The sequence below is a fragment of the Mesorhizobium sp. WSM3860 genome, from assembly GCF_002294995.1.
Classification (GTDB): domain Bacteria; phylum Pseudomonadota; class Alphaproteobacteria; order Rhizobiales; family Rhizobiaceae; genus Mesorhizobium.
Genome location: NZ_NSGF01000006.1, coordinates 91288 through 110922, shown reverse-complemented (window position 1 = coordinate 110922; position 19635 = coordinate 91288). Strand labels below are relative to the sequence as shown.

At 63.5% G+C, this 19635-nt stretch carries 18 protein-coding genes and 1 pseudogene; 13 read left to right on the top strand and 6 right to left on the bottom strand.

Going from position 1 to position 19635, the window contains the following annotated elements; all coding sequences use genetic code 11:
• The first annotated feature begins 23 nt into the window (after positions 1 to 23).
• Together CK220_RS12470 and CK220_RS12465 are read left to right on the top strand one after the other, a co-directional pair.
• A complete protein-coding gene (locus CK220_RS12470; RefSeq protein WP_095811819.1) occupies positions 24 to 1052 on the top strand; it encodes a zinc-binding dehydrogenase in 1029 nt (342 codons plus the stop codon).
• Positions 1053 to 1058: 6 nt separating this feature from the next.
• Positions 1059 to 2045, top strand: a complete 987-nt coding sequence (locus tag CK220_RS12465) for a lipid A biosynthesis lauroyl acyltransferase (protein WP_095811818.1) — start codon at positions 1059 to 1061, stop codon at positions 2043 to 2045.
• Positions 2046 to 2178: 133 nt separating this feature from the next.
• On the opposite strand, the gene CK220_RS12460 is transcribed toward CK220_RS12465, so the two are convergent.
• Entirely contained in the window at positions 2179 to 3021 is an 843-nt protein-coding gene (locus tag CK220_RS12460; RefSeq protein WP_095811817.1) for a hypothetical protein, read from the bottom strand.
• Positions 3022 to 3215: 194 nt separating this feature from the next.
• A complete protein-coding gene (locus CK220_RS12455; RefSeq protein ID WP_095811816.1) occupies positions 3216 to 3647 on the bottom strand; it encodes a L,D-transpeptidase in 432 nt (143 codons plus the stop codon).
• Between the two features lie 256 nt (positions 3648 to 3903).
• On the opposite strand from CK220_RS12455, the gene CK220_RS12450 reads away from it, so the two are divergent.
• From CK220_RS12450 to CK220_RS12430, 5 genes are all read left to right on the top strand, one after another.
• Positions 3904 to 5181, top strand: a complete 1278-nt coding sequence (locus CK220_RS12450; RefSeq protein WP_095811815.1) for an acetylornithine deacetylase/succinyl-diaminopimelate desuccinylase family protein — start codon at positions 3904 to 3906, stop codon at positions 5179 to 5181.
• A 108-nt stretch (positions 5182 to 5289) separates the two neighbouring features.
• Entirely contained in the window at positions 5290 to 6768 is a 1479-nt protein-coding gene (locus CK220_RS12445; RefSeq protein WP_095811814.1) for an ABC transporter substrate-binding protein, read from the top strand.
• 29 nt (positions 6769 to 6797) lie between these two features.
• Entirely contained in the window at positions 6798 to 7745 is a 948-nt protein-coding gene (locus CK220_RS12440; protein ID WP_095811813.1) for an ABC transporter permease, read from the top strand.
• A complete protein-coding gene (locus tag CK220_RS12435; RefSeq protein WP_095811812.1) occupies positions 7742 to 8611 on the top strand; it encodes an ABC transporter permease in 870 nt (289 codons plus the stop codon). Before CK220_RS12440 ends, CK220_RS12435 begins: the two co-directional genes overlap by 4 nt.
• Complete coding sequence (locus tag CK220_RS12430; protein ID WP_095811811.1) at positions 8608 to 10230, top strand: dipeptide ABC transporter ATP-binding protein; 1623 nt, start codon at positions 8608 to 8610, stop codon at positions 10228 to 10230. The genes CK220_RS12435 and CK220_RS12430 overlap by 4 nt, the downstream gene beginning before the upstream one ends.
• Before the next feature lie 15 nt (positions 10231 to 10245).
• Here the strand turns inward: CK220_RS12430 and CK220_RS12425 are convergent, their stop codons facing one another.
• Positions 10246 to 10671, bottom strand: a complete 426-nt coding sequence (locus CK220_RS12425; RefSeq protein WP_095811810.1) for a TerB family tellurite resistance protein — start codon at positions 10669 to 10671, stop codon at positions 10246 to 10248.
• A gap of 113 nt (positions 10672 to 10784) precedes the next feature.
• Between CK220_RS12425 and CK220_RS12420 the strand changes: the two genes are divergently transcribed.
• From CK220_RS12420 to CK220_RS12405, 4 genes are all read left to right on the top strand, one after another.
• Positions 10785 to 11570 (top strand): TSUP family transporter, encoded by a 786-nt coding sequence (locus CK220_RS12420; protein ID WP_095811809.1) that lies wholly within the window; start codon positions 10785 to 10787, stop codon positions 11568 to 11570.
• 52 nt (positions 11571 to 11622) lie between these two features.
• Positions 11623 to 11793 (top strand): hypothetical protein, encoded by a 171-nt coding sequence (locus tag CK220_RS12415; protein ID WP_095811808.1) that lies wholly within the window; start codon positions 11623 to 11625, stop codon positions 11791 to 11793.
• Positions 11794 to 11898: 105 nt separating this feature from the next.
• Entirely contained in the window at positions 11899 to 12732 is an 834-nt protein-coding gene (locus CK220_RS12410; RefSeq protein ID WP_095811807.1) for a helix-turn-helix transcriptional regulator, read from the top strand.
• 86 nt (positions 12733 to 12818) lie between these two features.
• Positions 12819 to 13238 (top strand): VOC family protein, encoded by a 420-nt coding sequence (locus tag CK220_RS12405; protein WP_095811962.1) that lies wholly within the window; start codon positions 12819 to 12821, stop codon positions 13236 to 13238.
• Positions 13239 to 13497: 259 nt separating this feature from the next.
• Here CK220_RS12405 and CK220_RS12400 read toward each other — a convergent pair whose 3' ends face one another.
• Together CK220_RS12400 and CK220_RS12395 are read right to left on the bottom strand one after the other, a co-directional pair.
• The gene (locus CK220_RS12400; protein ID WP_095811806.1) at positions 13498 to 14973 is read right to left on the bottom strand and encodes a cobyric acid synthase; all 1476 of its coding nucleotides are present in this window, start codon (positions 14971 to 14973) and stop codon (positions 13498 to 13500) included.
• Positions 14973 to 15578, bottom strand: coding sequence for a dimethylsulfonioproprionate lyase family protein (locus CK220_RS12395; protein ID WP_095811805.1), 606 nt, complete (start codon positions 15576 to 15578; stop codon positions 14973 to 14975). The genes CK220_RS12400 and CK220_RS12395 overlap by 1 nt, the downstream gene beginning before the upstream one ends.
• A gap of 136 nt (positions 15579 to 15714) precedes the next feature.
• On the opposite strand from CK220_RS12395, the gene CK220_RS12390 reads away from it, so the two are divergent.
• Complete coding sequence (locus CK220_RS12390; RefSeq protein ID WP_095811804.1) at positions 15715 to 16881, top strand: isobutyryl-CoA dehydrogenase; 1167 nt, start codon at positions 15715 to 15717, stop codon at positions 16879 to 16881.
• 135 nt (positions 16882 to 17016) lie between these two features.
• Positions 17017 to 17910 (top strand): annotated as a pseudogene (gene mmsB / locus CK220_RS12385) (3-hydroxyisobutyrate dehydrogenase); the annotation flags it as partial.
• A gap of 321 nt (positions 17911 to 18231) precedes the next feature.
• On the opposite strand, the gene CK220_RS12375 reads toward mmsB, so the two are convergent.
• Positions 18232 to 19611 carry an aspartate aminotransferase family protein gene (locus CK220_RS12375; protein ID WP_095811801.1) on the bottom strand — a complete coding sequence of 460 codons (1380 nt, stop codon included), beginning with the start codon at positions 19609 to 19611 and terminating at the stop codon, positions 18232 to 18234.
• Positions 19612 to 19635: the final 24 nt, after the last annotated feature.

Sequence of the window (19635 nt, the reverse complement as noted above, 5' to 3'; positions counted from 1 at the left end):
CTTCCAAAGTACCGACAGGCCAAATGCGCGCATTGCAACTTATCGAGGACCGCCGGCTTGAAACGGTGGACCTTCCGCCTCCGCCGCCGCCTTCGCAAGGCGAAGTGACGCTCCGCATCAAGGCGGTGGCGCTCAACCATATCGACGTCTGGGGCTGGCGCGGCATGGCCTTCGCCAAGCGCAAGCTGCCGCTGGTCGTCGGCGCCGAAGCCTCGGGCGAGGTCGAGGCGGTCGGGCCAGGCGTTTCCAACCTGCTGCCGGGTCAACTGGTGTCGATCTACGGCGCGCGTACCTGCGGGCTCTGCCGCGCCTGCCGCGAAGGCCGCGACAATCTCTGCGAGCACGTCTCCGGTGTCCACGGCTTCCATCTCGACGGCTTCGCGCAGGAAAAGATCAACCTGCCCGCCCGTCTCCTGGTGCCTGCGCCGCCCGGTGTGTCCGAGTTGGGCGCCGCCGTCGCACCCGTCACCTTCGGCACGGCCGAGCATATGCTCTTCGACAACGCGAAACTGGAGCCCGGTGAGACCGTCCTCGTCCATGCCGGCGGCTCCGGCATCGGCACCGCAGCCATCCAGCTGGCGAAGCGCATGGGCTGCACGGTCCTCACTACGGTCGGGTCGGACGCCAAGATCGACAAGGCGAAGGCGCTTGGCGCCGACCATGTCATCAACTATCGCGAGGATCGCTTCGAAGGCGTGGTGCGCAAGCTGACGAAAAAGAAGGGCGTCGATGTCGTGTTCGAGCATGTCGGCGCCGACACTTTTGCAGGTTCGATGCTATGCTTGAAGCGCGGCGGCCGCCTCGTCACCTGCGGCTCGACCTCCGGTGTCTCGACGCAGGTCAACCTGATGCAGCTTTTCCAGCAACAGCTGAAGCTACTCGGCTCCTTCGGCTGCCGCATGGAGAACATGGCCGATGCCATGCAGAAGATGGCGGCCGGTCTCGTCGCACCCGTGATCGACACCGAAGTCGGCTTCGACGACATCGACGCCGCACTGAAGCGCATGGAAGGCCGCGACGTCTTCGGCAAGATCATTCTTCGCGTTGCCTAAGACAAGATGGTCGGCAAAGTGCTCAAGAAAGCCCGCCGGGACTTCATGTTCCGCTATGGCCGGCGGCTACGCCAAATGGAGCACTGGCTGGTGGCGCGGCTTGCCATGGCGATCATCGGCCTGCTGCGACTTTTGCCGCCTGACAGCGCGCTCAACTTCGCCGACCGCGTGGCCCGCCGCATCGGGCCGATGGTCGGGCGGCACAGGGTGGCGGTCAACAATCTGCGCCTTGCCTACCCGCAAAAGGGCGATGCCGAAATCGAGGCCATCGCGTCCGACATGTGGGGCAACATGGCCCGGCTTGCCACCGAATACATCTTCCTCGATGCCCTCTTCGATTTCGACCCGAATGCCGCCAAGCCGGGCCGGGTCGAGGTCAGCGGCATCGAGCATTTCGTCGAAATCGCAGGCGAAAAGAAGCCGCATATCCTGTTCACCGGCCATCTCGGCAATTTCGAGCTTTTGCCGGTCGCCGCCGCCACCTTCGGCATGAACATCACGGCGCTGTTCCGCCCGCCCAACAATCCCTACCTTGCCGACTACATCCACTCGACACGCCGCTCGAGCATGGGAGGCCTGCTGCCTTCTTCGACCGGCGCGTCATTCGCGCTCGCCGCCATCCTGGAAAACGGCGGCAATATCGGCGTGCTGGTCGATCAGAAATTCACGAACGGCGTCGAGACGACCTTCTTTGGCCGCCCCTGCCAGAGCAATCCGGTGCTAGGCATGCTCGCCCGCCACTATGACTGCGATGTCTATCCGGCGCGCTGCGTCAGGCTGCCGGGAAACCGTTTCCGATTGGAAATCGAAGACAAGCTCGACCTGCCACGCACCGAAGGTGGCAGCGTCGATGTTCACGCCACCACACAGCTGCTCGCCGACGTCGTCGAGCGCTGGGTGCGCGAGGATCCCGGACAGTGGATGTGGTTCCACAAGCGCTGGGAGATGAGCGGCCGCCGCCGTAAGCGCGGCCTGGTCAAAGAGGCCAGCTGAGCTTTGGACGGTGCCGGAAGGTTCCCATAGCTGCTCGCAACTTGCACTGGAACGCTGCCGGATGCCGCGCAAAGAAAAATGCCGCGAAGATCGATCCTCGCGGCATTTGTTTTCGCAAATTAACGGACAACTCTTAAAGGAACGGCACCGAGAAGTTCGGCCGATAGGTGTCCATGGTAGCACCGTTGCGGTCTTCGGAAAGCAGCGTATCCGAGCCGAAGCTTGCCCGCAACCCGATCACATATTTGTGGATGTTTACGCTGCCCGACGCTTCGGAGAAAGTCAGGTGATCCAACTGGTAGCGCCCGAATACCGACCACGGCGTCCCATCGAACCTGTATGTAGCCTGCAAGGCGGCTGTGACAGTATCGAGGTGGCCGCCATCCGCGGAAAGTCTCGAGAAGCCGAGTTCGCCATCGAAACGGAGATTGTCTTGGGCGAAGAAGCGCACCACTCCACGGCCGCCCCAGTTGTCCAAATGTTCCGATAAGCCGCCGGCCCGCAACTGGCCATAGTATACTTGGCCGTAGAGGGTCACGTTGCCGAAATAGGCCTGTGCCTCCGGGCCGACGGTGAAAGTGTAAAGGTCTGCGTCACCGATGCCGTTATCGCCGCCAAATCCGTTTATCGTAGCAAATCCACCCAGAGCGTAGGAACTCGGATCGCGCCAGTAGCCATGGATGGCGCCGCCGTAGCTGTAGATGTTCGTGCCTTCGATCCAGAGCGAATCGATCACTGCATCGGTCTGGATATTCCACCGAGCATCAATCGGGAAATTGACCCGCGCAGCGCCGCCCGCGGTCGTGCCGTCTGCATCGTCCCCGGGAGTCGCGAAATAGATACCGCCGAGATAAACCTCCCCATAACCTGATATGTGCGGTTGGGCGAGTTCCTGGTCCAGAACAACCGGCGTGTCGGCAGCGAACGCCGAAGTTGCTGTCGCTGCGATCGCAGCGCTCAAAAGAAATCGATACATTATAGTCCCCAAGCAGCCAAAATTAACGCTTCGTACTTACCACTGCCTCGGCATGCAGACCAGCTTCGGCGATGCTCTCGGTAGTATAAACCGTTGGTTTTCGAAGCATGTGAGGCATTGTTGCAACGCCCCGAAAGGGCACGCGCGGGCAGAAGATTTCTGTCCGCGCCCGTCAGCCGACCTCCGGCTCATTCTCAGTCGGTCACGACGATCCGCGTGTTGCCGTAGCCGGCTTCCTTCACCATCGAATAGAAAGTCGCGGCATTGGCCGTATGCAAGCGCACGCAGCCATGCGAGGCCGGACGCCCGAGATACTTCACGGCCCCGGTGCCGTGGATGGCGTAGCCGCCGCGGAAGAACACCGAAAACGGCATCGGCGAATTGTCGTACTTGCGCGAGTACCACATCCGCGCGGTCCATTGCGGCCGGTAGCTGCCGCGCGGCGTGAAGTAGCCCCTGCGGGCCGTCGATACATTCCAGCGGTACAGCACCTGGCCGTATCTGCTGACGGTCATCGTCTGCGTCGAGACGTCGATATTGGCGACCAGCGAAGCCGCCCGGCTTGCGATCGACGCGCCGAGCAACGTGGTTGCCAACACGGCTGCCATGAGGATGGACTTTTTCATGCGATGAAACCCCTTCGATTGCCCCCTGCCATCACGTGGTTCTTTTCCATCATTTTGCCGGCAGGTGCGTTAAGTACCACACACTCCTTGACAAATTCGCCAATCCGATTTCGCGCATTTGAACGATTTCCCGCCATGGTTGCCATGCAGCCACCCACTCTCAGTGGTTTAAGCTCCCAGCCTGCCCTCAATCATTGTCTGGCAACCGGCGAAACGCAGCTTGCAAAAGCGCCGCGTTGCTTCTTCAATCCGCCGGATGAACGAACGACTCCTCCGGGCCGTCGATGAACGGGTAGACGACCTGATCGCGCTGACCGCCGACCTGATCCGCTTTCCGACCGTCAATCCGCCCGGCGAGGCCTACCGGCCATGCGCCGAGTACCTTGGCGCGCGCCTCAGGAAGCTCGGCTTCGAAACCGAGCTCATTCGCGCAGAAGGCACGCCCGGCGACACCGACCGCTACCCACGCGTCAATGTCGTCGCCCGCTTCGACGGCCGCTCGCCCGGTGCCTGCGTCCACTTCAACTCGCATATCGACGTGGTCGAGGCCGGCGAAGGCTGGACCGTCGATCCTTTCGCCGGCCTGGTGAAGGAAGGCAGGGTCTACGGCCGCGGCGCCTGCGACATGAAAGGCGGGCTGGCGGCTTCTGTCATTGCCGCAGAAGCCTTCATGGAGGTCTATCCCGACTTTCCCGGCGCCATAGAGATATCCGGCACCGTCGACGAGGAATCCGGCGGGTTCGGCGGCGTCGCCCATCTGGCGAAGCTCGGCTATTTCTCGAAACCGAAGGTCGACCACGTCATCATCCCCGAGCCGCTGAACAAGGACCGCATCTGCCTTGGCCATCGCGGCGTCTGGTGGGCCGAGATCGAGACGAAGGGCGAGATCGCGCATGGCTCGATGCCGTTCCTCGGCGACAATGCGGTGCGCCATATGGGCGCCGTCGTGCAGGCCTTCGAGGACGAGCTTTTCCCGGCGCTCGACCGCAAGGTGACGCGCATGCCGGTGGTGCCCGAGGGCGCCCGGCGCTCGACCATGAACATCAATTCCGTCCATGGCGGCCAGACGGAGGACTTCCGGCCGGGACTGCCCTCGCCCAACGTCCCGGATTCCTGCCGGCTGACCATCGACCGGCGCTTCCTGCTCGAGGAGGACCTCGCCACCGTCAAGGGTGAAGTCACCGGCATCCTCGACCGGCTGAAGCGCGAGCGAGAAAAGTTCGACTACGAGATCCGCGACCTGATGGAAGTGCTGCCGCTGATGACCGAGCGCGACGCGCCGGTGGTGAAAGCCGTCGCGAAGGGCATCATGGAAATCTTCGACCGCGAGCCGGAATACGTCATCTCGCCCGGCACCTACGACCAGAAGCATGTTGCCCGCATCGGCCAGATCTACGACTGCATCGCCTATGGTCCCGGCATCCTCGATCTCGCGCATCGGCCGGACGAATGGGTGGGCATCGCCGACATGGTGGACGCGGCCAAGGTGATGGCGATCGGCCTTGACGTGCTGGTGCGCGGTACGACCGGCTGATCGGGAAAAACATTTCCCTTGGCGCCGCCCGGCAGCACGAAACGCAATTTACTCACAGGCCAAATCACGCTTCTATCCGCTGGCTATTTGAGCAATGGGAGTTCAGCGATGAAATTGTGGAAGACCATTCTCGCCGCGGTTGTGCTGTCATTCGCCGCCGCCACGTCGGCTTTTGCGGCGCGCACCGACCTCGTCATCGGCATTCCGCTCGAACCCCCTCATCTCGACCCGACCGCGGGCGCCGCGGCCGCTATCGACGAGGTGCTCTACGCCAATGTCTTCGAAGGTCTCACCCGCATCGGCCCGAACGGCGAGGTGATGCCCGATCTTGCCGAAAGCTGGACCATCTCGGATGACGGCAAGACCTACACCTTCAAGCTGCATACCGGCGTGAAATTCCACGACGGCAGCGACTTCAGCGGCGACGACGTGAAATTCTCGCTCGACCGTGCCCGCGCCGACAATTCGGTCAACGCCCAAAAGGGTCTGTTCGCGCAGATCGACAAGGTCGATGTCGTCGATCCGGCGACGGTGAAGGTCACACTCAAGAACCCGCAAGGCTCCTTCCTCTACAATATGGGCTGGGGCGACGCGGTGATAGTGTCGCCGAAATCGGCCGACACCAACAAGGAAAAGCCGGTCGGCACCGGCCCCTTCAAGTTCCAGAGCTGGGCCAAGGGGTCGTCGATCACGCTTGTGAAGTCGGACAATTACTGGGGTGCCCCGGTTGCGCTCGACAAGGTCGAGTTCCGCATCGTACCCGACGCCGCCGCCGCCGTGCCGGCGCTGCTTTCCGGCGACATCCAGGCCTTCCCCTTCTTCGATCCCGACAGCGTCTCTCAGGTCAAGGACGACCCGCGTTTCAAGGTGGTAATCGGCTCCACCGAAGGCGAGACGATTCTTTCGATCAACAACAAGAAGCCGCCCTTCGACAAGCTGCAGGTGCGCCAGGCCATCTCCTTCGCGCTCGACCGCAAGGCGATCATCGACGGGGCCTCGGCGGGCCTCGGCGTGCCGATCGGCTCGCATATGTCGCCCGCCAACAAAGATTATGTCGACCTCACCGGCCTCTATCCGCACAATGTCGACAAGGCCAAGGAACTGCTGAAGGAAGCCGGCCTCGAAAAAGGCTTCAAAGCGACGCTGAAGCTGCCGCCGCCGTCCTATGCGCGGCTTGGCGGCGAGATCATCGCGTCCGAACTGCGCGATGTCGGTATCGATCTGGAGATCATCCCCGTCGAATGGGCGCAATGGCTGGATCAGGTCTTCACCAAGAAGGACTACGACCTCACCATCGTCTCCCACACCGAGCCGAACGACATCGATATCTATTCGCGCAAGGACTATTATTTCAACTACGACAACCCGGCCTTCGACGGCATCATCGCCAAGCTCAACCTGACCTCGGACGAGGCGAAGCGGAAAGCGCTGCTGGCAGAGGCGCAGAAGATCCTCGCCGACGACGCCGTGGTCGGCTTCCTCTACGAGCTGCCGAAGGTCGGGGTCTGGGACGCGAAGCTGCAGGGCCTGTGGGAGAATGCACCGATCCAGGCCAACGACCTCACCAAGGTGAAGTGGACGGATTGACGGCCGGCGCGATCGCCTGATCGCCTCCCATGACCACCTATCTCTTCAAGCGTCTCATCATCGCGGCCATTACGCTGGTGCTGGCCTCGATGGTGGTGTTTGCGGTGATGGAAATCCTGCCTGGCGACCCGGCTCGCCTGATGCTGGGCTTCAACGCCAGCGCCGACCAAGTCGAGGAGTTGCGCAACCAGATGGGCCTGAACGCGCCGCTTCTCCTGCGCTACCTGCATTGGGCAGGCGGGTTGCTTAGCCTCGATTTCGGCCGCTCCTACACCTATTCGGTGCCCGTCATCGACCTGGTGCGGGAGCGCGTCGTCGTCTCCCTGCCGCTGGCGCTGATCGCGCTGGCGCTGTCGACCGTCATAGCCATTCCGGTCGGGGTGTTCTCCGCCGGCCGCCAGGGCCGGGCCGGCGACACATTCGCCATGGGCGCTGCCCAGTTCGGCGTTGCCGTGCCGAATTTCTGGTTCGCGCTGATGCTGATCTATCTCTTCGCCGTCTGGCTGCGGCTGGTGCCGGCCGGCGGGTTTCCTGGCTGGGGGGCCGGGATCTGGCCGGCGGTTAAATCGCTGCTGCTGCCGGCCGTCGCGCTGGCGCTGCCGCAGGCGGCTATCCTGGCGCGCGTCGCCCGCTCGGCGCTGATCGAGGTGCTCAACGAAGACTATATCCGCACCGCCCGCGCCAAGGGCCTGCCCTACCGCGCGGTGCTCTGGCGCCATGCACTGCGCAACGCCATGATCCCGGTGCTCACCATTCTCGGCCTGCAATTCGCCTTCCTGCTTGCCGGCACCATAATCATCGAGAATGTCTTCTATCTGCCAGGGCTTGGACGGCTGGTTTTCCAGGCCATCACCCAGCGCGACCTGATCGTCGTCGAGAGCGTCGTCATGCTGCTGGTCGCGGCCGTGATCGCCGTCAACCTGCTGGTCGACTTCTATTACGCCGTCGTCGATCCGCGGCTCAGGGGCCGACAATGACGGTGCGCGTCGACCTGCCCGAGGAAACGCTTGCCGGGATTCTGGCCAAAGCCTTCGGCAACCGCTCTTTTCTGACCGGCTTCGCCATCACGCTGCTGGTGGCTGCGATTGCGCTGCTCTCCTTTGTATGGACCCCCTACGACGTCACCAAGCTGGTGATCGCAGACAAGACGCAGGCGCCCTCGTGGACGCATTGGTTCGGCACCGATCACTTCGGCCGCGACATCCTGTCGATGATCATGGTTGGCGCCCGCAACTCCATCGCGGTGGCGCTGGTGGCGGTCGGCATCGGCATGGGTATCGGCGTGCCGCTTGGCGCCTTCGCCGCTGCGCGCGGCGGCCTTGCCGACGAGGCGCTGATGCGCATCAACGATCTCGTCTTCGCCTTTCCGGCGCTGCTCTCGGCGATCATGATCACCGCAATCTTCGGTCCCGGCGCGGTCAACGCCATCATCGCCATCGGCATCTTCAACATCCCGGTCTTCGCGCGCGTCGCCCGCGCCGCCGCCTTGGCGATCTGGCCGCGCGAATTCATCCTCGCCGCACGGGCAGCCGGCAAGGGCATGACGCAGATTTCCGTCGAGCACATCCTGCCCAACATCGCGACATTGCTGCTCGTCCAGGGCACGATCCAGTTTGCGCTCGGCATCCTCGCTGAAGCGGGGCTTTCCTATGTCGGCCTGGGCGCGCAGCCGCCAATGCCGAGCTGGGGCCGCATGCTGTTCGACGCGCAGACGCGGATGGTGACGGCGCCGTGGATGGCGATCTTTCCCGGCATGGCGATCATCGTTACCGTGCTTGGGCTCAACCTGCTCGGCGACGGCATTGCCGACATCCTCGATCCGAAATCGCGGCGGCGGCGATGAGCCTGCTACAGATCGACAACCTGTCGCTCTCGATCGGCGGAACACCGATCCTGAAGGAAGTCGAGCTTGCGATTGCGCCCGGCGAGGTGGTCGGCCTGGTCGGCGAATCCGGCTCCGGCAAGTCGATGACGGCGCTGACGATCATGCAGCTGCTGCCGCATCTAGCTCAAGCCAGCGGACGCGTCACCTTCGACGGCATCGACCTCCTTGCCGCGAGCGAGGACCAGATGTGCGCGCTGCGCGGCGACGACATCGGCATGGTTTTTCAGGAGCCGATGACGGCGCTCAATCCGGTCAAGACCATCGGCGAGCAGGTGGCCGAAGGCATTCGCTGGCACACCAAGGCGGGCCGCGCCGAGGCCGAAGATCGCGCGCGTAAAATGCTCGACCGCGTCGGCCTGCCGGAAGCGAAATTCCCGCTGTCGCGCTACCCGCATGAACTGTCCGGCGGCCAGCGCCAGCGCGTCGTCATCGCCATCGCCTGCGCGCTGAAGCCAAAACTCTTGATCGCCGACGAGCCGACGACGGCGCTCGACGTGGTGCTGCAGGCGCAGATCCTCGACCTGCTGCGCGATCTGGTCAGCGAGAACCGCATGGGCCTGCTGCTCATCTCCCACGACCTCGCCGTGGTGACCGAAATGGCCGACCGCCTGACCATCCTGCGCCGCGGCGAAGTGATGGAAGCCGGCGATACCGCCCGCACGCTGTCGGAGCAGCAACATCCCTACACGCGCGAGCTGGCTCTGGCTTCGATGCATGTGCCGGCGCGGCCGAAGGCCCATATTGCCGGCTCGGCAAAGCCGCTGCTCGAAGTCGAAGGCGTCAGCCGGAATTATCCCGGCCGACGCAAGTCCCTGTTCCGGCCGGCGGAGCCGATCCGCGCCGTCGACGATGTCTCGCTCACCATCGAACCGGCGCAGTCGGCGGCGCTCGTCGGGCGCTCCGGCTGCGGCAAGTCCACCCTTGCCCGCATGATCCTGGCGCTGGACAGACCGACGGCGGGCGCGATCCGCTTCCGCGGCGAGACCATCACCGGCAAGTCAGAGGCTGAGCTGAAGCCGGCCAGGCGCGACATGCAGGTGGTGTTCCAGGACCCTTACGGCTCCTTCGATCCGCGCCAGAAGGTGGACAAGCTGGTTGCCGAGCCGCTGCATCTACTCGAGACCCAGCCAGCGAAAGCCGAGCGGCGCGAGATGGTCGCGCATGCGCTGCATGAGGTCGGACTCGGCCCGCGCGACATGGACAAATACCCGCATGAATTCTCTGGCGGCCAGCGCCAGCGCCTGTCGATCGCCCGCGCCATCATCACCCGCCCGAAACTGGTCGTCGCCGACGAGCCGGTCTCGGCGCTGGATGTCTCGATCCGCGCCCAAATCCTCGATCTCTTCGCGGAGCTTAACCAGAAGCTCGGCATCGCTTATTTGTTCATCACGCACGACCTGACGGTTGCCCGCGCCATGTCGGACGAGGTGCTGGTCATGCATGAGGGCAAGATCGTCGAGCGCGGCAAGACGGCCAATGTGCTCGACAGGCCGCGCTCGGAAGCCGCGCAGGCGCTGGTCGCGGCGGCGCCAGACCTTCACCGTGCGATCGCGCGACGCATGCAGGAACAAGGGTAAGCAGCGAGCTCGCGCTCAGCCCTCCGGTGTGACCGAATCCACCGGGCTGATGTCGAGCAGGTCGAGCGTGCGACGCAGCAGCTTCACCTCGCTCTCGGCAAGCTTCGAATCCGCCTTGGCGATCTCGGCCATGTGGCGCGCAAGCAGCTTTCGCCGCTCGACATCGAGGTCGCGGAACAGCGCGATCGCTTGCGAGCCGTTGGTCTCGTAGCCGTAGTCGTTGAGATACTCGATGACGCTGTCGATCGAGGCTTCGGGAATGCCGAAGGCTTCCTTGCAGATGCGCCGGAAGGCGACCATCTCGCTCTCCGACACCGAGCCGTCGGCCAGGATCATCCGGAACAGCATCAAAAGCTCTGCCGACAGCACCGGATCGTCCGCTACCTTGCGCACACCCGGGTCGCCGTCGAAGATCGAGCGTATCTGGTCGAGCAGCGCCATCGCCGTAAGCCTCCCCTTGCGATTCCATTGAGATTGTTAGCGTGGAATCGGTCTTGCGCAAACTGTGCAAGCATGATGGAAGCTGCCGTCCCCCCGCCTTGATCCATAGCCCGATGATCGACCTTACTTTGCAGACCGTCCTCATACTCACTGCTGCCGCTTTTGCGGCGGGCTTCGTCGATTCGATCGCCGGCGGCGGCGCCCTGATCACCATCCCGGCGCTGCTCCTGGCGGGCTTCTCTCCGGTGGCAGCGCTCGGCACCAACAAGCTGCAGGGCATGTTCGGCTCGGGCTCGGCCACAATCCACTATGCCGCGAACGGCCAGGTCGATCTGCGCCGACAACTGCCTTCCGCGCTGCTGGCGCTTGTTGGCGGCGCCATCGGCGCGCTGCTGGCGACGGTCGTGCCCGGCGACTTCCTGCGCGCCCTTTTGCCGGTTCTGCTGATCGCGATCGCTCTTTACTTCGCGTTCAAGCCCAACATGAACGACGTTGACCGCGCAGAACGTCTGTCGCCGCTCCTATTCGGCCTGACGGTTGTGCCTGCCATCGGCTTCTACGACGGTCTGTTCGGCCCAGGCACGGGCTCGTTCCTTATGCTCGCCTTCGTCAGCCTTGCCGGCTATGGTTTGCTCAAGGCGACCGCGCACACCAAGCTGCTCAATTTCGCCTCCAACATCGGTGGCTTCGTCGTCTTCGCCGCCGTGGGAGTCATCGACTGGAAGATGGGCCTGATGATGGGTGTTGCCCAGTTTCTGGGCGCGCGCCTCGGCGCCGGCCTCGCCATCAAAATCGGCGCAAAACTGATCAAGCCGCTGCTGGTGATCGTGTGTGTAGCGCTGGCGGTCAAGCTGCTTGCCGACCCGGCCAATCCCCTACGCCGGCTCATTGGTGTGTGACGGTCCTGCTGGTAGAATTCGTGTGTTGCGAATCATGTTGGAGGGACCAGACATGAATCTCAGTGCGCCTACCCAGATCGTGTTCATTATTTCGTTGGTCATCGCCATCATCGGCCTTCTCGCCGCTCTTGGCCTTCTTGCATTCATTCCTCTCGCGTCGGTGTGGATCATGCTCATCGCCTACGCTGTGCTCGCCGGCGGCTGCCTGATGCGCGGCGCTTAAAGCCGCAATTGCGTTAACCGCTAGCACCAATCTCAGGCAACTCGGAGCGCCCGGCCCTGCCGGGCGCTTTTGATTTTTGCGAGCGTGTTCAGCTAGGCTCGCGGCATGTCCGACGAGACGGAGCGCCATCGGCAGGATACCCGCTCTCCCGCCTTCCATTTCGAGATGGTGCGGCGCAAACCCGCTGCCTCGCTCGCAGGCATCGTCACGGATATCTGCGGCTACCGGGAGATACGGCCCGGCCATTTCCGCATGGTCGAATATGCCTCGCTGACCGTACCGCTGGTGATCAGCTTCGCCGAAGCCTTCGCCATCGGGCTCGGCCGCAGCCCGGGCGACAACGATCGCTACGCCAGCTTCGCCGCCGGTCTCTATGCCGGCCCGGTCGTGATCGAATCCTTCGGCGCCGCCTGCTGTGTCCAGGTCAATTTCACGCCGCTCGGCGCCAAGCAACTCTTCGGCCTGCCGATGAGCGAGCTGCGCGACCGCATGGTCGGGTTGGACGAGGCACTGGGCTTTTACGGCATCGCGCTGCGCGAACAGCTCGGCGAAGCGTCGGATTGGGACGCGCGCTTCGACATTGCCGAGGGTTTCATCGCTGGCCGCCTCGCGGACGCGCATGCGCTTTCGCCCGAAATCGCCTGGGCCTACCGGACGGTCATCGCGTCGGGCGGCCGCGCTCGCATTTCGGCGCTCGCCAGCGAGATCGGCTGGAGCCGCAAGCACCTCGCGGCAAGATTCTCCGACGCGATCGGCATCGGGCCGAAGACATTGTCGCGCATCGTGCGCTTCAACCGGGCGCTTTCGCTATCGAAGCAGCAGAATGACGACTGGGCCGGCATCGCCGCCGATTGCGGCTATGCCGACCAGGCGCATCTGGTGCGCGAGTTCCGGCAGCTCGCCGGCGAAACGCCGTCCGGGCTCGCCGCACGGATCTAGGCCTCAGGCGAGGTAACATTTCTTCAAGACGCGGAAACCGCCTTCGCACAGACTTGGCATTCATCAACCGGCACAGGGATACTGTCATGCGAACAGCAAACGAAGCACCCCGTCTCTGTCCAGCCCTGCGTTACAGGAAAGCCGCTAAGATGATCGACTGGCTCAGCGAGGCCTTCGGCTTCGAACTGCGCGCCCGTTATGGCGATGGCGACATCGTTCACCACGCGGAACTGACCTTCGGGTCCTCGATGATCATGCTGGGCACCGCGCGCGACGACGATTACGGCAAGATGGTCGGCGAGCCCGGCGGTGGCGGCGGCAAGTCCATCTACATCGCCGTCGATGACGCCGATGCCGCCTATGCCAAGGCGAAGAAGGCCGGCGCCAGGATCACCCAGGAACTGGTCGACCGCGACTATGGCAGTCGCGAGTTCATCTGCCTCGACCCGGAAGGCAATGTCTGGTCCTTCGGCACCTACTGGCCGAAGGCCGGCGAACAAGGGTAGGTCGATCGCCGACGTTGGGGATTAGCGACTGCGTCTCAACTTCGTCATCCACGGGCGAAGCAGGAGCGAAGCTCCGTCGCGGAGACCCGAGGATCCATTCCGTGACCTTGATCAAAGGGCGCAGCGGAGCAAAATTCTGCCCCGTCGCAACGCCTCAAATTCACGGAATGGACCCTCGGGTCTGCGCTGCGTCGCTACGCTCGTTGCTCCGCCCGTGGATGACGACCCGATGGGCGTTTCCACAAACCGACAGAGCCGCCTATCGCGCCGATCCGAAAATCGCATCGCAGTCGAGATCGGCTTCCAGCTCGGCAGCGATCTCGTCCAGCGCGGTCTCGACCTCGGCGCAGTAATCGATGCCGGCGCCCCTGACACCAAGGCTCTCCAGATAAGCGGCACGGAACGCGTCCGCTGCAAACAGCCCGTGCAGATAGGTTCCGATCACCTTGCCGTCGGCGGAGACCGCGCCGTCCTCGAGGCCGTTGATGATCGCCGACGGCCGCGCCGTATCCGGGCCGGTGGTGCGGCCGAGATGGATCTCGTAACCTTCGAGCGGCAGGCCGAACTGCACCGAATGAGCGCTCGAATTGCGCACCGTCTTTTCCGATTCCATCACCGTCTCGATGTCGAGCAGGCCAAGACCCTCCGTTTCGATGACGCTGCCTTCGATGCCATCGGGGTCGCGCACCTTGCGGCCGAGCATCTGATAGCCGCCGCAGATGCCGACGACATGGCCGCCGCGCTTGCGATGCGCGGCAAGGTCGCGATCCCAGCCATTCTCGCGGAATTTTATCAGATCGCCGATGGTAGATTTCGAGCCCGGAATGACCACCAGCCCGGCATCTTCCGGCAGCGGCTTTCCCGGCGGCACGAACACCACCTCGACCTGCGGCTCGGCCTTGAGCGGATCGAGATCGTCGAAATTGGCGATCCGCGCCAGCATAGGCACCGCCACCTTCAACGCCCGCCTCTCGCCGGAGGCAAGACGCTCGAGGACAACCGAATCTTCGGGCGGCAGCCTTGCCGCCGCCTTCAGCCAGGGCACGACGCCGAAGCAGCGCCAGCCGGTGAACTTGCCGATGGCGCTGATCCCGTCATCGAACAGCGAGACATCGCCGCGGAATTTGTTGATGAGATAGCCGGCGATCATGCGCCGGTCTTCGTCCGGCAGGATCAGATGCGTGCCCGCGACCGAAGCAATGACGCCGCCGCGGTCGATGTCGCCGACAAGCACCACTGGGACGTTGGCGCGCGTGGCAAAGCCCATATTGGCGATGTCGCGGCTTCTAAGGTTGATCTCGGCAGGCGAGCCGGCGCCCTCGACGATGACGAGATCGGCGTCCTCGCCGACCTTCGCCCAGGAATCGAGCACCGCATCCATCAGCCTGGCCTTCATCGCCTGATAGTCGCGCGCCCGCGCCTCGCCAAAAACCTTGCCCTGCACCACCACTTGCGAGCCGATGTCGCTTTGCGGTTTGAGCAGCACCGGGTTCATGTGCACGGTCGGCCTCACCCCGCAGGCCAGCGCTTGCAGCCACTGCCCGCGGCCGATCTCGCCGCCGCCGGCCCTGTTGTTGCCGGGGATGTCGGCGACGGCGGCGTTGTTGGACATGTTCTGCGGCTTGAACGGCCTGACCTTCAGTCCGCGTTTTTTTGCTGCCCGGCAGAGCCCCGCCGCCAGCACCGTCTTGCCGACATCCGAGCCGGTGCCTTGCAGCATGATCGCCCTGGCCATCAGCCCCTGACCTCCGAGCCGAAGGTCGATTTCTGCGCCAGCGGCCCGCCGCGCCATAGATAGAGCGCCATCAATGGCTCCTTGCCGGTACGCATGGCGTGATTGACGTTGGACGCGTGGTGGATGATCTCGCCCGCCGCGCGAACGCGAAAGCCGCCCTCGCCCATGCGCCACTCGGTGCCGCCGGTCACTGGAATGTAGATCTCCTCGGCGATGTGATGATGGTCGGGATAGACGATATCGGGACCCAGAACCAGCAGGCCGGCTGCGACCTCGTCATTGACGAAATGCCCGCGCGTGCCGAACACCTCCAGCCAGCCGTAATTGTCGATGAAGGCCTGGCTGAAATCGGCGGCGGTATAAGTCTGCCCCCAGCACAGCTCATCGCGATGATCCGTGATGAACCGCGCCAGCGGCCCGGCGTCCCGCGGCGCAAGCTCCGCAATCCGGTCGAGATGGCGAAGGCAATCGAGCGTACGCGGTTCGCGCGAACGACAGGGCATGTGCCAATCGATGCGCGCGACGGCGTCCGCAACCAGATCGCTGTCGACGCCGGCGAGATAGACGTGGAACCGGTCCAGCAGCTGATCGAAAATTGTCGGCACACAAGGCTCCGTTGATCAATCCATGCACAGCCGGTCCGCGGCGGGCTGTTGCGCGGCGGCATCATTGGTCTAGATTGATCGCTGCGCAAAGCCAAAAACGACCGGCCACAAGGCCTGAAACGACAGGGAGCACGCCATGGACGCGGCAGTCGATGCGGGCACTGGCCAATTCGAACTCACCGAGGAACAGCGCGCCATAAAGGAGATGGCTGAGGCCTTCGCGGCCGATCGGGTCGCGCCCAACGCGCTCGACTGGGACCGGGCGAAGCATTTTCCCGGCGACGTGATCCGCGAAACCGGGCCGCTCGGCCTCGGCGGCATCTATGTCCGCGACGATGTCGGCGGCTCGGCGCTCGGTCGGCTCGATGCGGTGCTGATCTTCGAGGCGCTGGCGCATGCCGATCCGGCCTTCTCCTCCTTCATCTCCATCCACAATATGGCGGCCTCGATGATCGACCGCTTCGGCAGCGACGAGCAGCGCCGGCGCTTCCTGCCGAAGCTGACCTCCATGGAATGGCTGGCGAGCTATTGCCTGACCGAGCCCGGCTCCGGCTCGGATGCCGCCGCCTTGAAGACGAGAGCGGTGAGGAGCGGCGGCGACTATGTCTTGAACGGCGCCAAGCAGTTCATCTCGGGCGCTGGCGACAGCGACCTCTACGTCGTCATGGCGCGCACCGGCGGCGACGGACCGAAAGGCATTTCGACGCTGGTGGTACCCAAGGATGCGCCCGGCCTCTCCTTCGGCGCCGACGAACACAAGATGGGCTGGCACATGCAGTCGACCCGCCAGGTCATCTTCGAGGATTGCAAGGTGCCGGCGGATAACCTGCTTGCCACCGAAGGCGCGGGCTTCGGTATCGCCATGGCCGGGCTCGACGGCGGCCGGCTCAACATCGCCGCCTGCTCGCTGGGCGGCGCTCAGTCGGCGCTCGACAAGGCCCTCGCCTACACGGCCGAACGCAAGGCGTTCGGCTCAAAGATCAACCAGTTCCAGGCGCTGCAGTTCAGGCTGGCGGACATGGAGACGGAATTGCAGGCGGCCCGCATCTTCCTTTACGCCGCAGCTTCGAAGCTCGATCGCAAGGCGCCGGATGCAGGCAAATGGTCGGCCATGGCAAAGCGCTTCGTCACCGATATCGGCTTCGACGTCGCGAATGAGGCGCTGCAGCTTCATGGCGGCTACGGCTATCTGCACGACTACGGCATCGAGAAGCTGGTGCGTGATCTGCGCGTCCACCAGATCCTCGAAGGCACCAACGAGATCATGCGCGTCATCATCGCGCGAGTGCTGATCGGGCGATAGAGAAACTAGTGAGTAGTGAGTAATGAATGGTGAATGGTGAATGGTGAATGGTGATATAAGCGACACTACTTACTATTACTACTTCCTACTTACTACTTACTATTTACTACTGACCATTCACCATTCACCACACGGAGCGCCACCATGACCACCATCGCCTTCATCGGCCTCGGCAATATGGGCAACCCGATGGCCGCCAACCTGGTCAAGGCAGGGCACCAGGTGTTGGGCTTCGACCTCGTGCCGGAGAACCTCACCATCGCAAAAGAGCATGGCGTCACCGTCATGGCCAATGCCGTCGCCGCGGTGAAGGACGCAGATGTCGTCATCACCATGCTTCCCGCCGGCAAGCATGTGCTGTCGGTCTACGAGGACATCACCTCGAATGCCAAAAAAGGGGCGCTGTTCATCGATTCCTCGACCATCGACGTCGAATCGGCGCGCAAGGCCCACGCGATTGCAGCCAGGCACGGCTTGCCTTCGATCGACGCGCCTGTGTCCGGCGGCACCGGCGGCGCCACCGCCGGCACGCTCACCTTCATGGCCGGCGGGTCCGACGCAGCATTCGCCGCTGCCGAGCCGATCCTGAAGCCGATGGCCGGCCGCATCGTTCATTGCGGCGGTGACGGCGCCGGCCAGGCAGCCAAGATCTGCAACAATATGATTCTCGGCATCTCGATGATCGGCGTCGCCGAAGCCTTTGTGCTCGCCGAGAAACTCGGCCTGTCGCACCAGGCGCTCTTCGACGTCGCCTCCACCTCCTCCGGCCAGTGCTGGTCACTGACCACTTACTGCCCGGTGCCCGGCCCTGTTCCGGCATCGCCCGCCAACCGCGACTACAAGCCGGGCTTTGCCGCCGCGCTCATGCTCAAGGACCTGAAATTGTCGCAGGAAGCCGCGCAAAGTGCCGGCGCCGTGACGCCTCTGGGCGCGGAGGCGACGCAGCTCTACGCGCTGTTCAATGCGCAGGGGAACGCAGGCGCCGACTTTTCCGGCATCATAAATTTCCTGCGCGGAGATCAAACCTAAACAGCTGCTTGAAAAGGGTTATTAGCGGATTTTTTCGACAGAAATCCGGCAAATTTAGATTTGCTTAAGGTCTCGCTAACTCACCGGTAACGATGTGTCTTTAAAACGGACTGCGAGGCGGACATCGCAACCGCCCGGCGCTCCGGATCAGGTCTCGCGTACCGGAGCCCGTAAGTTTCGCAAGTCTCTCGTAGCGAAGCGCCATGCGTATTTGGCAAAGCCGCGTTCCCTTCTGGGGCGCGGTTTTTGCGTTTGGGACGGCTTCGCCGCAGATTCGGATCGCCGGGCACCCTCCAGGAAGGGCGCCCGGCTGTGTTATTGTCAGCGCTTCCGCAAATCCGCCTCGGCAAGGTCGAGCGCCTTGGCGATACGCTCGCAGGCCATGTCGATGGTCTCGCGCGTCCAGATCAGCGGCGGCGACAGAATCATCGTATCGCCTGTGGCGCGCAGCATCATGCCCTGCGCGATCGCGTGGTCGCGCACGACGACGGCCGCACTTCCCGACGGCAGGTATCGTTCCTTGGTCGCCTTGTCCTTGACGATCTCGATCGCACCCATCAGGCCGATCGAGCGCACCTCGCCGACCAGCCTGTGGCCGGCGATGCGTTCCTGCAGCGCCTGCGCGAAATAGGGACCGGTGTCGGTTTTGACGCGCTCGACCAGACCCTCCCGTTCGATGATCTCGAGATTCTTCAGCGCCACCGCGCACGCGACCGGGTGACCGGAATAGGTGTAGCCGTGATAGAATTCGCCGCCCTTCTCGACCAGCGTCCTGCTGATGCGATCGCCGACCAGCAGCGCCGACAGCGGCTGGTACCCGGAGGTCAGCGCCTTGGCGGTGGTGATGGTGTCGGGTTCCACGTCGAAGGTCTGGGCCGCGAACCACTCGCCGGTGCGGCCATAGCCGGTGATCACCTCATCGAGCATCAAGAGCACGTCGTATTTGCGGCAGATGCGCTGCACCTCCGGCCAGTAGCTCATCGGCGGGATTTTCACACCGCCGGCGCCCATTACCGGCTCGCCGATAAAGGCGGCGACTTTGTCGGCGCCGACTTCCAGGATGGCGTCCTCCACCGCCTTGGCCGCGCGGATGCCGAAATCATGGTCGCTTTCGCCGGGCAGCGCGAGCTCATAGGCATAGGGCATCATCACATGGACGATGTTCGGCACCGGGCCGCCGAGCTGCTTGTGCATCGGCTCCATGCCGCCGAGCGAAGTGCCGGCGATCGTCGAGCCGTGATAGGCCATCTTGCGCGAGATGACGCGGTTCTTCTCAGGCTTGCCCTCGAGCGCCCAATAGTGGCGCACGAGCCGCAGCGCTGTGTCGTTGGCCTCGGAGCCGGATGAACCGTAGAAGACCTGACCGACATGCTCCGGAGCCAGTTCCGCCAGCTTCTGCGACAACAGCACTGGTGTAGGCGTCGAACACTTGAAGAAGGAGTTGTAGTAGGGCAGCTCCTTCAGCTGGGCGTAGGCGGCCTCCGCAAGTTCGTCGCGGCCGTAGCCGACATTGACGCACCAGAGGCCCGCCATGCCGTCGAGGATTTCCGTTCCATCGGAATCATAGATGAACGGCCCCTTGGCGTGGGTGATGATGCAAGAGCCCGCTTCACGCAGTTCCTTATGGTCGGTGAAGGGATGGAGGTGATGCGCGGCATCGATCTGCTGAAGCTGCTTCAGCGAATAGTTCTGATAGGTCATGGGTTTTTCTTTCCTCTTGAATCA